10 protein-coding genes and 1 pseudogene are annotated in these 15,829 nt (G+C 66.1%); 6 read left to right on the top strand and 5 right to left on the bottom strand.

What is annotated here, in order from left to right; all coding sequences use genetic code 11:
• The first annotated feature begins 247 nt into the window (after window positions 1-247).
• Together HTZ77_RS00005 and HTZ77_RS45080 are read left to right on the top strand one after the other, a co-directional pair.
• Entirely contained in the window at window positions 248-1,237 is a 990-nt protein-coding gene (locus tag HTZ77_RS00005) for an IS481 family transposase (protein ID WP_175587329.1), read from the top strand.
• Window positions 1,238-1,608: 371 nt separating this feature from the next.
• Window positions 1,609-1,812 (top strand): annotated as a pseudogene (locus HTZ77_RS45080) (tyrosine-type recombinase/integrase); the annotation flags it as partial.
• Window positions 1,813-1,866: 54 nt separating this feature from the next.
• Here the strand turns inward: HTZ77_RS45080 and HTZ77_RS00015 are convergent.
• Both HTZ77_RS00015 and HTZ77_RS00020 read right to left on the bottom strand, forming a co-directional pair.
• Window positions 1,867-2,148, bottom strand: a complete 282-nt coding sequence (locus HTZ77_RS00015) for a DUF6881 domain-containing protein (protein WP_175587330.1) — start codon at window positions 2,146-2,148, stop codon at window positions 1,867-1,869.
• 3 nt (window positions 2,149-2,151) lie between these two features.
• Complete coding sequence (locus tag HTZ77_RS00020) at window positions 2,152-10,248, bottom strand: HYD1 signature containing ADP-ribosyltransferase family protein (protein WP_175587331.1); 8,097 nt, start codon at window positions 10,246-10,248, stop codon at window positions 2,152-2,154.
• A gap of 386 nt (window positions 10,249-10,634) precedes the next feature.
• On the opposite strand from HTZ77_RS00020, the gene HTZ77_RS00025 reads away from it, so the two are divergent.
• From HTZ77_RS00025 to HTZ77_RS00035, 3 genes are all read left to right on the top strand, one after another.
• The gene (locus HTZ77_RS00025) at window positions 10,635-10,838 is read left to right on the top strand and encodes a hypothetical protein (RefSeq protein ID WP_175587332.1); all 204 of its coding nucleotides are present in this window, start codon (window positions 10,635-10,637) and stop codon (window positions 10,836-10,838) included.
• A gap of 249 nt (window positions 10,839-11,087) precedes the next feature.
• Complete coding sequence (locus tag HTZ77_RS00030; protein WP_175587333.1) at window positions 11,088-11,942, top strand: helix-turn-helix domain-containing protein; 855 nt, start codon at window positions 11,088-11,090, stop codon at window positions 11,940-11,942.
• Window positions 11,943-12,026: 84 nt separating this feature from the next.
• The gene (locus HTZ77_RS00035; RefSeq protein ID WP_175587334.1) at window positions 12,027-12,368 is read left to right on the top strand and encodes a hypothetical protein; all 342 of its coding nucleotides are present in this window, start codon (window positions 12,027-12,029) and stop codon (window positions 12,366-12,368) included.
• 268 nt (window positions 12,369-12,636) lie between these two features.
• On the opposite strand, the gene HTZ77_RS00040 is transcribed toward HTZ77_RS00035, so the two are convergent.
• From HTZ77_RS00040 to trpB, 3 genes are read right to left on the bottom strand one after another with little or no spacing between them, the layout of a single operon-like run.
• Window positions 12,637-12,828 (bottom strand): 2-oxo acid dehydrogenase subunit E2, encoded by a 192-nt coding sequence (locus HTZ77_RS00040; protein WP_175587909.1) that lies wholly within the window; start codon window positions 12,826-12,828, stop codon window positions 12,637-12,639.
• Window positions 12,829-12,852: 24 nt separating this feature from the next.
• Window positions 12,853-13,686, bottom strand: a complete 834-nt coding sequence (gene trpA, locus HTZ77_RS00045) for a tryptophan synthase subunit alpha (RefSeq protein ID WP_175587335.1) — start codon at window positions 13,684-13,686, stop codon at window positions 12,853-12,855.
• Complete coding sequence (trpB, locus tag HTZ77_RS00050; RefSeq protein WP_175587910.1) at window positions 13,683-14,840, bottom strand: tryptophan synthase subunit beta; 1,158 nt, start codon at window positions 14,838-14,840, stop codon at window positions 13,683-13,685. Before trpB ends, trpA begins: the two co-directional genes overlap by 4 nt.
• Window positions 14,841-15,050: 210 nt before the next feature.
• On the opposite strand from trpB, the gene HTZ77_RS00055 reads away from it, so the two are divergent.
• Entirely contained in the window at window positions 15,051-15,821 is a 771-nt protein-coding gene (locus HTZ77_RS00055) for a GntR family transcriptional regulator (RefSeq protein WP_175587336.1), read from the top strand.
• The last annotated feature ends 8 nt before the right edge of the window (window positions 15,822-15,829 follow it).

A 15,829-nucleotide genomic window follows, 5' to 3' on the forward strand; every position in this document is an offset into this window, starting at 1 on the left:
TAAGTGGGGCTCGATCAAGGACCATTCCTCGTCGGTGAGGTCTCCACGCGCCATGCCCGATGGCCTACCAGGACCGTCGGCCATACCGCAGGCAATCCCTCTGATCTCAACTCCGTACAGGCCCTAGGTGTACTGACCACAGAGGTTGAGTACACGGTGACACGATCTTCGGGGTTGTTGAAATGAGGGAGGGCCTACGGGTTCGGTGTGGATTGCGACATCAACGCCGAGCTTCCCGGAGGCCCTCGTGTCCCACCGTAACGCCCCCTTGAGCGAAACGGGCCGGCTCCGGCTGGCCCGCTGTGTCGTCGAGGACGGCTGGCCCCTGCGCCGCGCCGCCGAACGCTTCCAGGTGGCGGTAACCACGGCCAAACGGTGGGCCGACCGCTACCGCCAGCATGGCGCAGCAGGCATGGCCGATCGCTCATCGCGGCCGCACCACAGCCCACACCGCACCCCAGCCCGAACCGAACGACGCATCATCAAGGTGCGAGTGACACGCCGGTGGGGACCGGCCCGTATCGCCTACCTGCTGGGCCTGCACCCCTCAACCGTGCACCGGGTCCTGGCCCGCTACCAGCTGGCCCGACTGACCCACCAAGATCGGGCCACCGCCATACCCATCCGCCGCTACGAGCACGATCGGCCCGGCGAGCTGGTGCATGTGGACGTTAAGAAACTCGGCAACATCCCCGACGGCGGCGGCCACCGCATCACCGATCGGCAGACCGGTCACCACAACCGCAAGGCCACCACGACCGCGCGTTACAAGCACGGCAAACCCAAGATCGGCTACTGCTACCTGCACACCGCCTTGGACGACTACTCGCGCCTGGCCTATACCGAAATCCTGCCCGATGAGACCAAAGAGAGCGCTGCCGCGTTCTGGCACCGCGCCCATGCCCACTTCACCGGCCTGGGCATCACGATCCGACGCGTTCTGACCGACAACGGCAGCTGCTACAAGTCGTTCCTATGGCGCGACACCCTCACCAGTCTGGGCATCACCCATGAACGCACCCGCCCCTACCGGCCGCAGACCAACGGCAAAGTCGAACGCTTCCACCACACCCTGGCCGATGAGTGGGCCTACAGCCAGCCCTACACCTCAGAGACCGAACGCCGCCACGCCTTCGGCCCCTGGCTCCACGCCTACAATCACCATCGAGCACACACCGCACTCAGCGGCCGTCCACCCGCCAGCCGTGTACCTAACCTCTCAGGTCAGTACAGCTAGGGCTTTCGCGTGCACGCCTTGTTCGACCTCGCGCTACGCACCCGGCATGCGGCGCGGCGAACTACTCGGCCTGTGCTGATCCGACCTGGACCTGTCCGGCGGCACCCTGGCCATCCGCCAGACCCTGCAATACGTCCCCGGCGCCGGCCTGGTCACCACCGCCACCGAGCCCCAAGCTCCGAACGCCGCATCGCCCTGCCCCGCGAATGCATCATCTCCCTGACCCGCCACCGCACCCAGCAAGACGCCGACCGCGCCACCGCGGGACCAGACTGGACCGGCACCGGCCTGGTCTTCACCACCAAGACCGGCCCCCGCTCCAGCAGCAACGTCAACTGCGACTTCCATAGCTCCCCCGTGGAGCCGGACTTCGCAAAATCCGCTTCCACGACCTGCGTCATTCCTGCGCCTCACTCTTACTGGATCAAGGCGTGGACCTTATCGTCATCAAGGAGCTGCTCGGCCACACCCACATCGCCATCACCGCCGACGAATACGCCCACGTCCGACTCCGCCTCCAACGCGACGCCATCGAACGTATGACAGGCGCTCTCGGCGACCAGCCTGACACGTAGCCGTCAGAAAACGATCACGATCTCCGTAGCCGTCAACGAAATGCTTGAATAGCATCAGCTTTCAAGCACGGCTAGATCCCAAACTCTCTCGAACTCATCGGCATTTATCCAGGCTGGTGTGAACTCTTCCTGTTCGGCGATTTCCTCGATGCTTGGAACCGGTATCTCTCCGAGTCCAGTTTGGCCTGTCGACTTCGCGAAGTCCGCGTAATCGCGGCGGCCGGACCTGTAGATCTCTACCTTGCGAACTTCATACCCTTCGTTGTCAAGTTCACTATAGAGCTCTACGGGGTAGTCGTCGAAGTCATGGCGCCAAATGACCTTGAGATAGCGCATAGCTCAGTTCCTTCCCCAGCCCCTGATCCTATCGCGGATGTCCAGGGGGCCATCATTGGGGACTACGAACACGTTATCCCGACCTTTGACGACATCGAGCCCAGTAACATCAATTTCTACGTAGTGGGTGAACCTGCGCCCAGCATACGGCACCCGCAAGAAGCAGTAGGAGAGCTGGCCGCAAGTCTTAGTACCGGGCGCGATGTCAGACAGATATTGCCCGTCCCCATAACGAGCGTCCTTAGGATTATTCGCCTTGAGAGACGGCCTGAGTTCCCCGCTATCAAGGATTCCCTTCATGCCATCCTCATTCGTGTAGTGATAGAACGTCTCGCAATCTGGATTGGTGTTATGGACCAGGACTGCTTGGTCGCCTGCGACGACATGGTAGGTGTGCGCGCGGTCAATCGTCAGGTTGTAGACCCGCTGAGTAGCGGTCCAGCTAGCGATCGCTGCGATCTGGACGTACGTGCCGGCTGCGGTCTGCAACCACATGCCGGGTTCTAGCTGGCCGGCCGGGATCCACACTTTGAGTGCCGGGACCCAGAAGGGATGGTTGTCTGTGGCGACGACCGCGCCATTCAGCTCAGCCTTCTTCCCGTCTGCATCTATGGTGATCTTGACCAGCCGCTTCATCCCTTGGCCGGCGATCAGGGCAATGACCGATTGGGGCTCAGTGCGGCCCGTCGACGGATCGGCCGCGAGCACCTTGTCGCCGATCTTGACGTTCTCGATCGGCTTGGCGCCCCCGTCCGCCATGAGCACCTTGGTGCCTTCGACGAAACTGTTGCCAGTGTCGCAGTTGAAGATCGGGGGCGGCGGAGGGTCGCCCGATTCGATCTCCGTGTTCTCGGGGTCGACAGCGGCTACCCCGTCTTCACACGTTCCTGTCCCATATCGAGAGGCATCACAGTTGATGATGGGGTTTTCATAGGCATTGGGATCGACTCCGTAGAGTTCCGCTACCGCGTCACCATTGATGAAGATCTGGTCCGGGTGCGCACACGGTTGGCCAGGGGCGCAGTTCTTAGGGGTCCCGCATCTCGACTCAGGACAGGGAGGAGGTGTGCACGGGCTCTTGCAAGGCCCGTGGATCGTGCTTTGCTTGGTGGGCTTTCGCCCCTTCTTGTCGTCGAGGTTCTGGGTTGGGATCTTCCTGCATGCAGGGGACGAACATTTCGGCTGGCCACAGCTGCCGGCTGCTGAACATCCGCGAGGCTGCTGGTGAGGAGTCGAAGTGGTGGTTGTCGGGCGCTGATCCTGCGGCTTTCCACGTACCTTCGTCTTCGGCTTGACCGGCTGCCTTGGTTCCCGCCTGTCGTCACCGTAAGAGCTTGAGGTGGTACTGGTCTTGCCTCCGGGCTTGACTGCCCCCTTGCCTTGACTGGACGCCTTGGAGGCTGCTGCTGCTGCCACCGCCGCAGCGCGAGCCGCTCTCCCCGCCTCTCGTGCAAGGCGGCCCGATATAACGGCAGCCTTTATGGCAATTTGGGCAGCACGAGCAGCCGCCACAACGGCTGCCACTGCGCGACTCATCGCAGCACGAGCCCCCGCCGCTGCCGCCGCTCCACCCAATGCGGGGGCAGCGTTTCCGACCCCTCCTGTTGTGCTTCCACGACCACCAATAGAGGCCGACATGGTCTGACCGCCCCCAGAATCGGGATGGTGACCAGTCGGATCAATATTGCTTAGAGGACCTCCATTGACATACGCGTACCGATTCGCCTGAATAGATGGCTCCGCCGACAATGTCCACGTGTCGCGGGAGCCGAACGAGCCGGTGCCCGGCTGGTACCACCGGGCATGCATGTTGACCTTGCCGCTGTCCGGGTCCGTGTACTCACCCTGGTAACCCAGCGCCGACTTCGTCCCTGTCTGTGCCAGAACCTCGCCATACGGGTTGTACGCAGTCGACCCCGACAACGCCGTACCGGAGAACGTCCCAACCAGGTCGTCGTGGATGTCGGTGAACGCCCCGAGCGCCGCGTTCGCCCCCTCCTTGACACTGACCAACCCCCCGAAGGGGTCGCGGCCGTACTTGGACTGCACCGCGCCCGCCTGGTCGGTGATGGCCACGACGTCGTTGGACAGACCCGCGTATGCGAAGCGCTGCTGCGTCGTCCGCGTCTGCCGGGTGGCCATGCGGTCGAAGGCGTCGTAGGTATACGTGGCGTCGCCGTCGTTGATGAGGCGGTCGAAGGCGTCGAACGTCAGATGCTTCGTGGTGCCGTTCTTCGTCTCCGTCGCCAGCGTGCCGCGCGGCGTGTACGTGTAGTCCGTGCCGTCACCGGACGTCAGACGGTTGCGCTCGTCGTAGGTGTAGGTCTTGTTTCCGGCCTGGATGCGGTTGCCGGAGGCGTCCCACTTGTAGGTCGTGGTCGTGCCGTCCGGGCCCTTCCAGGACGTCAGGCGTCCGGCGTGGTCGTAGCCGTAGGTGTTGTTCCCGGCTCCCGCCGTCCCCTCCGTGATCTTGGAGGTGAGGTTGTCGTCCTTGTCCCAGCCATAGGTGATCTTGGCTAACTGGCCGCCGGTGCTGTTCTTCAGTGTGTGGGTGGCCACGCGGTCCACGGCGTCGTACGTGTAGACCTGGGTGTTGACCGGGTTGGTGGACGAGACGGTGCTGAGCCGGTCGGCCTTGTCGTAGTCGTAGGTGTTGGTGCGGCCGCTGACCGGATCGGTGACCGTCCTGAGGCGGTTGTCGTCGTCCCAGGTGTAGGTCGTGGTGCCGCTCGCGTCGATCTGCTGGGCCGGGTTGCCCATCGAGTCGTAGGCGAACGCACTCGTCTGACCGGTCGGTCCGGAGACCTTGGTCAGCAGGCTGCGGTCGTTGTACTCGAGGACCTGGTCGTTCATCTTGGTGACGCGGTCGGCCAGGTCGTAACCGTACGTCTTGTCGTCGGTGTACAGCCCCTCGCCCGAGCCACTGACCTTCGTCACCCGGTCGAGCTGGTCGAACTCCCTGTCCAGGCGCACTCCGCCGGGCTGGATCAGCGCCGTCTCGTTGCCCGCGACGTCGTAGACGTGGGTCCACGTACGGTCCGCCAGGTTGGGGTGGGCGGTGGTGGAGGGCTCGGTGAGGGTCTCGATGAGCCCGAGCGTGTTGTACGCGGTCCAGGTGGCGTTGCCGCGCCCGTCGGTGAGGCGGGTCCGCGCCCCCGAGGCGTCGTAGCCGAAGCTGGTCGTGATGGACTCGGTGTCCGAGACGGGCTCGACGAGTTCGGTCAGCTGGTTGGTCGCGTCGAACGTCCGCTTGGTGACGTGCCCCTCGCCGGATGTGACCTTGGTGAGGTTGCTGGCGAGGTCGTAGCCGTAGCCGCGCGTCTTGACGGTCGCGCCCTGCTTGTCCACGTTCTTCAGGCCGGTCAGGCGGCCAGCGAGGTCGTAGTCGGCGATGAGGGCGTTGCCGAGCGCGTTCGTGACCTTCGCGGGACGGCCGACGACGTCGTAGTCGAAGGTCGACGTGTTGGTGACCGGGTCCGTCTCCGTGCGCACCTCGGACGCGGCGTTGACCGTGTAGGTGGTGGACTTGTTGCTGGGCGGGGTCACCTTGGTGAGGGCGCTCGCGTCGTTGTACTCGTACTTGGTGACGTACGCGGCATTGGTCGGCTTGCGCTCCACGAGTGTGCTGGTGATCCGCCTGCCGAGGTCGTCGTACGTGGCCTCGGTACGCGCGCCGGTCGGGTCGATGGCCGCGAGTTCCTCGCCCAGCAGGTCGTAGTCCGAGATCCACTGGCCGGCGGGCTGCCCCTGCGCCGCCGGTGGGTCCGTGGCGCGGACCGGGTTGTCAAGCGCGTCGTACTCGATCGTCGTGACCTGGCCGCGAGGGTTCGTCGTCTTCGTCAGGCGGCCGGCCTTGTCGTATTCGTAGAGGACCTTGGGCGTGACGGCCGTGCCGCCGGGCGGCGTGTACGGCATGCCCGTCACCGACCTGAGCTGACCAGCGCGGTCGAAGCCCGATGTGGTGATGCGGCCCTCCGGATCGACGGCGTGCGTCTGCCGGCCGACGGCGTCGTAGCCGAACTTCGTGGTGACGCGGTCGTCGCGGGCGGCTCCGGCCTTCTCGACCTTCACCGGCGGTGACTTGACCTCGATCAGCTGGTCGTTCAGGTCGTAGCGGAGCGTCGTGGTGAACGCGGCCGCGTCGGCGCCCGACGCGTTGCCCCGGGGATCGACCGCCTCCACGACCAGGCCCCGGTCGTCCACCTTCCAGGTGGTCGTCACGTCTGCCCCGTCGTTCTTGACGGTCTGGCGGACGAGACGGTCCTCCTTGTCGTAGGCGTACTCGGTCGTCTCGACGCGGGTGGTGTCGGCCGCGGACTGCTTGGAGGCGAGGATGTTGCCGTTGGCGTCGTACGTGTAGCCCGTCTTGCGGCCGAGCTCGTCCGGGTCGAGCGTCTCGGACGTGAGCCTTCCTGCGGCGTCGTAGACGTAGTCGACGCGGACCTTGTTCCCACCGGCGACCTGCCGGGTGACGTTGCCTGCGGCGTCGTAGGTGTTCCTCTCGAGGACCACGTTCGTGGTGGTGGTCAAGCCGTTCAGCTTGGCGTCGGTGGCCGTGGTCTCCGAGAGCAGGTCGTCCCTGTAGTAGGTGTAGGAGGTCGTGCGGCCCATGGCGTCCTTGCGCGTGGCCAGTCGCCCGCCGTCGTCGTACGAGAACGACTCGAGCGTGATCTCCTTGGGGGCGGTCGGAGCGACGGGGCTGCCGGTCCAGTTCTTCAGAGTGCGGGAGGCCAGCTCGCCGCGCTTGGTGTAGGTGTAGCCGAAGATCGAGCCGAGCTCGTCGGTCACCGTGACCTTGCCGCCGATCTCGTCCCAGGCGGTGCGGATGACGCCGCCCTCGGGATCTGTGGCGGTCTCCTCGCGGCCGTGGGTGTCGTAGGTGTAGCCGAAGACCTGCTCCTGGTCGCCGCCGGTCAGGTCCTTGACGGTCTCCGAGAGGGTGTTGCTGTCGGGGTCGTACGCGTACGTGGTCTGCGCGGTGTGGGTGACGCCGGTGACCTCGTTCTTGACCCCTGGGCTGGTCTGGGTGGCGACGCGTCCCAGCAGGTCGTAGGTGTAGGTCGTCTTCGCGCCGTCCGGCTGGGCCTTCGAGATCTCGGTCTCGCTCGTCACGCGTCCCAGGACGTCGAACTCGGACGCGATGACCAGACCCTCGGGCATGGTCTGCTCGGCGAGATCGCCCGCGGACGTGTAGCGGTAGCTCGTCGTGTTGTTCCGGGCGTCGGTGCGCGACTTCACCAGGCCGGCCGGGGTCGTGCCACCGCGTACGGCGGGCTCGGTGCCGTCGGTGTAGGCGATCGTGGCCGAGCGGCCGTTGGGGAAGTCGGGCGTGGCCGGAGTGATCTGCTTGGTCTGCTCGCCGTACTGGTTGTACTCGAAGGTCGTGGCGTACGTGTTGTCGGTGGAGCTGGCCGAGCGGGCGTCACGTACCTTCAGGACGCGGTCGTTGCGCAGGTCGAACTTGTCGTCCTTGTTGAGGTAGTACTCCATGTACGCGGTCTGGCAGCTGTCGACGGTGCGGCAGGTCTCCGTGGAGAGGGTGTTGCCGCGCTCGTCGTTCTGCCACGTGGTCCAGTTGTTGTTGGGGTCGATCCGTTCGTACAGGAAACCGCCGGAGTCGTAGTAGTACTTGGTCTCCTTGCCCAGCTGGTCGGTCTTGGACATCAGCCGGTAGCCGCGCCAGGCGTCATGGACGGCGGTGATCTTCTCGTTCTTCGGGTCGGTGACCACGACTGTGGAGGTGCCGGCGGCGCGGTCGACGGTGCGCTCGCCCAGTTGCCAGGTGCCGCCGTGCTGGTCGGTGTGGGTCTTGATGCGCTCGGTGGCGGGGTCGTAGGTGTTGACGGCCCAGACCCGGCCCGACGGGAGCGTGATCTTGGTGAGGAGGTAGGGCGCCTGAAGGCGGGCGGCGTAGTGGCGGGCCACCTCGGCCGCCGACAGGGGGCGATCATAGATGGCTATCTCATCGATGGAAGCTGTCAGTCCTCCGCCACCGACGTCGAGGTAGTCCAGTGCACTGGTGCCGGTGATGGGGGCGTTGAGAGTGCCGGCGGCTTGGCCGTCTAGGTACAACGTCTGTACGTCACCACCTGCGGCAAGTACGACGTGGTGCCACGCACCGTCCGTGACTGTGGCGTTGCTGACGATCGGGGTGGTCGTCTGGTGCAGCGACGCGGACAGTTTGCCGGCCGACGTGATCTGCAGCAGCGGGCTCGACGTCGTGTCGTAGTACGCGTGAGCCCGCATGATCGTGCCGGTTCCGGTGGTCTTGAACCACGTCTCCACCGAAGCCCACTTGCCCACCCGGGGGATGATGCCGTTTGGCAGCCTGATGTTCTCGCTGGTCGAGGCACTGATGTCCACGGCCGTGTCAGCGGTTCCGGCCAGCGCACCTGACCTACCCAGAGTGACCTGACTGTAGAAGATGTCTTCAGCACCCCAGCCCAGGTCCTTACCCTGGTACCCCTCCTGCTCGCCGAGCCGCCAGTAACCGAGCGGATCAGAGTCCAGGATGGTGCTGCGATACAGCGAGCCGGGGCTGTGCTCATAGAGCGTGCAGCCGTCTGCCGGGTCGCAGACCTTCTCTAGCACGTCGCCGTTGTAGGTGTAGGACCAGGTGAGCGGCTTGCCGTCCACTGCGTCGGTCGACACCGCGGTGACGTGCGCGCCAGTCCAGGAGAAGGTGAGCGAGCGACCACCGGGTGCTGTCACCTTGGACAGCTTGCCGTCGGTCCCGTATGTGAGCTCCTGGACGCGTCCCCGGTTGTCGGTAACCTTGAGGAGTCGGCCACCGCTGTCGAACAGGTAGGAGGTGGAGGACTTGTCCATCAGGCGCCAGCTACCATCGCTGCCCTTGGAGAGCGTGGCGTACATGCCGGGTGGCGGCTGGTAGGCTCCGTCGCTCTTCTTGGCGAAACGGACCTGACGGCCGTCGGGGTAGTTGACTAGCGCGGCCTCGCGACCCGCCACATTCTCAGCGGTGATCCGCATGTCCCATCGAGTGGCCCAGCCGGCGCCGAAAGCGCCGTCCCGCCGTGGGTCCATGCTGTTGAACGACCGCACCACCGACAACGGCGGCCCGGCGGCCGCCACCACGGCGTCGGTGGAGGTCGTGGTGTAGTTGCCGGACTGCTGGTTGAATTCCTGCCCGTTGATGCCCCGTATCGACAACTGCGAGGTGATAGTCGGCTGCCGCACGCCCACCACCAGCGTGTACTCCTGGGAATAGCGGCTCTGCCCGCCGATCGTCGAGGCGTCAGTGACCTTGACCCGCCACCAGTATTGGCGGCCCCACGCCAGCGTGCCTTCCGGGATGGTCCAACTGCTGGACTCGTTGCAGCAGTACGGATTGTGGTTTGAGCAGCGGGACATCCACGGGGTTTCGCAGATCTCGAACTCATAGCTGATCTTGCCGGTGTACCAGGTCGTGGCGGTGACGGCCAGGGTCGGCGTTGTCGACATGATCTGAATGCCGTTGTCAGGGGACATCGAGGTCACGGTGGGCGGCTGCGGCTTGGGGCAGTCGCCGATCTGCATCCAGCCGGTCGGCTGCTCATGCGGCGGGTATATGTTCAGGTTCGCCGGGATGTTTTGGATAGCTTTCCAAATGCGCTGCCCCGCCGCGACATAGGTGCCGTACGCCACGTACACGCCCTTCTGCCACGGCGAGTACGAGCCACAGGGGGGATCGCACGGAGCCCATGGCCCGCAAGCCTGGGTGGAGGCCACGCCCGCCTTCGTCGCTGTCGGGCTGGGGGTGGGAGATGTCTGGCGGGAGGACGCGGTGCTTCGCACCCTGACCAGTCCGGAACGTTCCTCCTGCGGCAACGCCTTCTTCAGCGGCTTGGCCTTGCCCTTCGGCGTCCCTGGATCCGCAGTCGTGCGGGTGGCATTCGCCGGCGCCAGCGACGGTAAGCCCGCGGCGGTTCCCCAAGACTGCTTCGGCGTCTCGGCCGAGCCTCCCGCGGCCTGCGGCACTTCCACGGAGGCGGCCGCCACCACCGGTTGGGGATCGAGCCCCAGCAGCCCGGGAAGCATCACGGCCAACAGCGTGATCACCAGGATGCGGGCACGGCGATCCCAAGGCAGCAAGCGGCGCATACGCCGTCACACTCCGAACCACGTGGGGCGTCCCGGGGAACGCCGGACGAAGCTCCACCCCCGTCTCAGCCAGATGACAAGGTCTCTGACTCGCGCGGCTCGGAGCGCGTTGCTCAAACGGACGAAGCGTAACTTCCGCCTGAAACGGCCACAAGATCGAATCAAGTCATACAAAGATCACGGATGGTGACTTACCGCTCTTGATCCCCGCCCCTTGAGCCACTTGTCAGACGATCTTTGCCACCACCTCCCGGCGCCCGGTCATCCTCTTGGCAGTGAGAGTCAAGGGCCGCCGACTGGTCAGGCTGGTATCGGCATGAGACTCCTCGCACAGAGGTACTCCAAGCCGCACACACGAGCGGGCGCGAAGCTGGGAAGAAAGAACGATGACGAACTTTCCCAAGTGGAGCAACGTCCGTGCCGACGTCGTGGCCGCTTCCGGCGGAGAAGAGGCCGTGACGGAAGCCCGGCGGCACAACCAGGCCTATATCGACGGATATCTGCCGGCCGAGGCTACTCGGGCTGAGGTGGTGGACCGAGTGAGCGCGTCCAGGTGCCAAGTCTCGCAGGCGGAGCACGGCGAGGTCTGAGCACCACGGTTGGTCTCGAGCGATGCCGGCCAGAACACCCAGTCGGAGGCGTGGGCGCGATCGCCTGAGCTCGCCTGGCCTTGAGTGTCGATATGTCTCAACCGAGCGACGCGTTGCGGCACCACGGGACCGCACGTCCTGACCGACCAACAGACACACAGGCATTCCCTCCAGGCAAGGAACAAGGCGCAACATCCGAGCTATGGTGGCCTCAGTCCCTGGCCCACGGCATATACGGAGGTCAAACGTATGTCGAGTCCGCAGCACCGCCTGGAGGAAGCGCGAGGAATCCTCGCGGCCCGCCTCCGCGAGATCCGGAGCGCGGCCGGTATAACCGGCCGCGACCTGGCACAACAGGCAGGATGGCACTTCAGCAAGGTCTCCAAGCTCGAGAACAACAAGCAACTCCCGAGCGAGACCGACGTCCGGGACTGGTGCCGGATCTGCGAGGCAGAGTCTCAGACGACGGATCTGGTCGCCAGCGTCCGGAACGTGAACGCCTTCTACACCGAGTGGCGGCGGCTCGAGGAGACCGGTATCGGTCAGGTGCAACGATCCTTCCTTCCGCTGTACGAGCGGACCAGCCAGTTCCGGGTCTTCCAGCACAGCGCGATCCCTGGACTCATCCAGACCCCCGCGTACGCGCGCGGGCACCTAAAGAAGATCGTCGGCTTCCGGGGGATCCCGGACGACGTGGACACCGCCGTCGAAGCACGCATGAGGCAGCAGGACGTCATGACGACCGGCGCGCGCCGGTTCGCGTTCCTGATCGGCGAGCAGGCGCTTCACACGCCGTACTGTGCGTCGGCCGAGATGGCGGCGCAGATGGACCAGCTCATCGACCTGACGCGACGCGTGAACGTCAGTATCGGAGTGGTCATCTGGCGACCCGAGACCGGCATCTGGCCGCCGGAGAACTTCTGGATCTACGACACCGAGCAGGTACGCGTGGACACGATTCCGGGGCAGGTTCGCGTCAAGGCACCAGGCGATGTCGCCCTGTACGAGAAAGCATTCCAAGCGCTGTCCGAATCGGCGGTCTACGGCGACGAAGCGCGGGCTCTATTCGCTGCGGCGCAGCGAAAGTGGAGCGGACAGAGCTGACCAAAACGGGATGTTGCGAGGGTCTGCGAGAAACCTCAAGCAACATCGTGGACCCTCGACAAACACCATTCGTACCTTGCTGGTATGGAGTCCTTGACCAGCCGTCAGGCACACCCGTCCGACAAAGTTCCGGTCGAGATCAACAGGATGTCGATCTTCGTTCCGAGAAACACGACAAGCGTCTACCTCGCACAGGCTTACATCAACGCGATGAAGCCCGAAGAGGTATCCGGAGCGATCCTTACGACCGACCTCATGTTCGCCTGGACGTGGTTGATCGAAGGACTGGATGACGACGGCTGGGGTGAAGTCGTCGTTTTCGATGTGGCGATCAAAACGTTTCCCCGCTGGCATCGAAATCTAGGCCGAATCGACGGCCCGACGAAATACCCCAACCCCCTCCAGTACACCCGCGTCGACCCATGACGGCGCCGCGCAAGTCCAGCCTTGAGTGGTTCCCCTATATCGCTCGGGGCACGCGGTCGAGGACCAAAGAGGTCGTCGCCCACGGCAATGTCGAATACGAACAATGCGTAGAGGGCGGCCTCTTTCTCATACGACGCATAGAACGGGCCCGGTCCGGGTCGCCCACGGTCTTGGAGATCGGCCGTGGCATGACACGCACCCGCGTACTGGGTCTTTGGCAGCAGATTCTCCGCAATACCACTGAGCTCAGGCTTCCGCAGTGAACTTCTCACAGCTGCTCGGGCGACTCCAGCGCCTCCTTCAAAGCCTGCAGGAAGAGGACCGCGTCGCGGCCGTTGTTGAGGCGGTGGTCGTAGGCGAGGCCGATCGTCGCCACCGTACGGTCGCCCTCCGGCTGCGGCGAGGCCAGGGCGAGGGCGCAGGCGTGGCCCGGGGCGATGATCGGGATGGCCAGGGCGATGTCCGGGCCGCGTGTCCGCGAAGATCACCGTCCTTCGTTGCCGAGCGCCTGCCGCAAGGCATCGGCAGACGCAGTGACCTGCGTGTCCAGAGCCCGGCGGATGGCGGCGACGTCCGAACCCACCTCAGCCGGAGTGGCGCCATCGAGGACCCGTCGCATGAGCGCTGACGCCACGACCACGCCGTCCGCGTGCCTGCACGCCTCCACGGCATGTTCGGGCGTGGAGATGCCGAACCCCAGCAGAACGGGGCGGGTGGTCAGTTCGCGCAGCCGTGCCGCCACCGACCGGGCGGAGTCCGGCATCGAAGCGCGCTCGCCCGTGGTGCCCATGACCGTGACACCGTAGATGAAGCCGCGGCTCTCCTCGGCGATGCTGCGCAGCCTCGCCGGCGGCGTGGACGGTGCGGCGAGCAACACGAGATCGATTCCGGCAGCGGTGGCGGCCACCGAGAGCGAGCCTGCTTCGTCATGCGGCACGTCGGGCACGACCAGCCCGCTGACACCCGCCTCGGCCAGCCGGGCGCAGAACGCCTTAGCGCCCGCCCGGAACACGATGTTGCTGTACGTCATGACCACGAGCGGCACCTCGACGGCCGCCGAGGCGATCTCGTCGAGCAGCCGGTCGGGCGTGACGCCCCGCCGGAGCGCCCGGTCCGACGCCTCCTGGATCGTGCCCCCGTCGAGCATCGGGTCGGAGAACGGCAGGCCGATCTCGACCGCGTCCGCACCGGCGTCCGCGTAGGCGCGCACGTACGCAAGCCAGTCGTCGGTCAGGCCACCGGTCACGTACGGCACCAGCAACGCCCGGCCCGCGTCGCGCCGCGCCCTCAGGTACGTCTCCAAGGACTCCTCGGTCATGGCAACCTCGCAAGCTGGTCGGCGTCCTTGTCGCCGCGACCGGACAGAGTGACGAGCACCGTCGAGCCTGGCGGCAGTTCGGGCGTGCCGGCCGCCCGGAGCACCCAGGCCAGGGCGTGGGCCGATTCGAGCGCCGGGAGGATTCCCTCGGCCCGGGCGAGCCGCGCCACCGCCGCGATCGCCTCGTCGTCGGTCACCGAGAGGTAGGAGGCGCGACCCAGGTCGGCGAGATGAGCGTGTTCCGGCCCGATTCCCGGATAGTCGAGTCCGGCCGAGACGGAGTGAGCCTCTCGGATCTGACCGTTCTCGTCCTGGAGGACGTGGGAGTAGAAGCCGTGCAGCACGCCCGGCTCTCCCGCGGTCATCGCCGCCCCGCCCGCCGGCTCGACCCCGACGAGCCGGGCCGGCGTGTCGACGAAGCCCGCGAACGTGCCCGCCGCGTTGGAACCGCCGCCCACGCACGCCACCACCACGTCGGGGGTGCCGCACGGCAACAGGCTCGCGCACTGCCCGCGCGCCTCTTCGCCGATCACGCGCTGGAACTCGCGGACCAGCCAGGGGTACGGGTGGGGGCCCATCACCGAGCCGATGCAGTAGTGCGCGTCGTCCGCGGACGCCACCCAGTGCCGGAGCGCCTCGTTGCAGGCGTCCTTGAGGGTGCGGCTGCCGCTGGAGACGCCGATGACCTCGGCGCCCAGCAGGCGCATGCGGAACACGTTGAGCGCCTGGCGCTCCATGTCGCGCTCCCCCATGAAGACGGTGACGTCCAGACCGAGCAGTGCTCCGGCGGTGGCGGTGGCGACTCCGTGCTGACCGGCTCCGGTCTCGGCCAGCAGGCGCGTCTTCCCCATGCGCCGGGCGAGCAGAGCCTGCCCCAGCACATTGTTGATCTTGTGGGATCCGGTGTGCGCCAGGTCCTCCCTCTTGAGGAGCAGCGTCACGCCGAGCTCGGCGGAGAGCCGCAAGGCGGGCGTGACGGGGGTGGGGCGACCTGCGTACAGCTCCAGCGTCTGGTTCAACGTCGCACGGAACGTGGGATCCCCCCAGGCGTCGCGGAACGCCTCTTCGAGTTCTTCACAGGCGGGCACCAGTGACTCCGGTACGAACCGGCCGCCGAAACGACCGAATCGACCGGCGGCGCCGGGGTCATCCATGATCGATCGATGCCGGTGGGCGAGGTCGTCCCCCGGACCCCACAACACGAGACTCATGCGGCCTCCGTTCTAGAACTGTTGGGGAGAGTATCGGCGAGGCCCCGGCGCCGCGCAAGCCCGCAGCGCTCCGGCGCGTCGTCCTCGACGCCCACGGACAGGGGTTCCAGCGGCGACTTCCGGCCCGCGGGGGCTTGGATACGATGAGCCCTCATGGAGAACTCGGGCGGCGCCGGAAGCCCACCGCGGCCGAAGTACCGGATCCTTCAGGACGAGCTGTCCGACCGGATTCGCCGCGGCGTCTACCGTCCTGGCCAGGCTCTCCCCGCGCAGCGCAAGCTGGCCGCCTCCCTGGGCGTGACCCTGATGACCCTGCGGCAGGCGCTGCGAGCCCTGTCCGACCAGGGGCTCGTGGTCCAGGAGCCGGGCCGGGGCACCTTCGTCACGTCTCCGGTGGCGGCCTACCGGCTGGAGACCCTGCGCAGCCTCGCCGATGATCTGCGCGCCCAAGGGCGCGACGTCGCCACCAAGGTCCTGTCGGTCGAGGTCCGCCGGCTGCCTTCAGCGGTGGCGGCGAGCCTGGGGGCCTCCGACGACGCCTGGGGGCTGCGTCTGGAGAGGATGCGCCTGGTGGACGGCGATCCCGCGATCCACCAGGATTCCTGGGTGCCCGAGCCGTACGCCTCGATGATCCGGGGAGAGGACTTCGAGGTCATGCCCCTCTACCACGCGCTCGCCACCCTGTGCGGCGCCGCCATCGCCTCCGCCACCGAGGCGATCCGGCCCGTCGCACTGCCGGCCCGTCTGGCGGAGATCCTCCGCCTGCCCGCCGGCAGCCCGGTGTTCTCCAGCGAGCGCGTCACGCGGAGTCTGGACGGCGCCGCCCTGGTCCACGACCAGGCCCACATCGACGGCAGCCGCATGCTCATCCGCGCCGACCGCCTCGCTCGCTCCATGTCCCTGCACTGGAGCCTGCACCAGTAGGGAGTCCG

Source organism: Nonomuraea montanisoli, assembly GCF_013363975.1.
GTDB lineage: Bacteria > Actinomycetota > Actinomycetes > Streptosporangiales > Streptosporangiaceae > Nonomuraea > Nonomuraea montanisoli.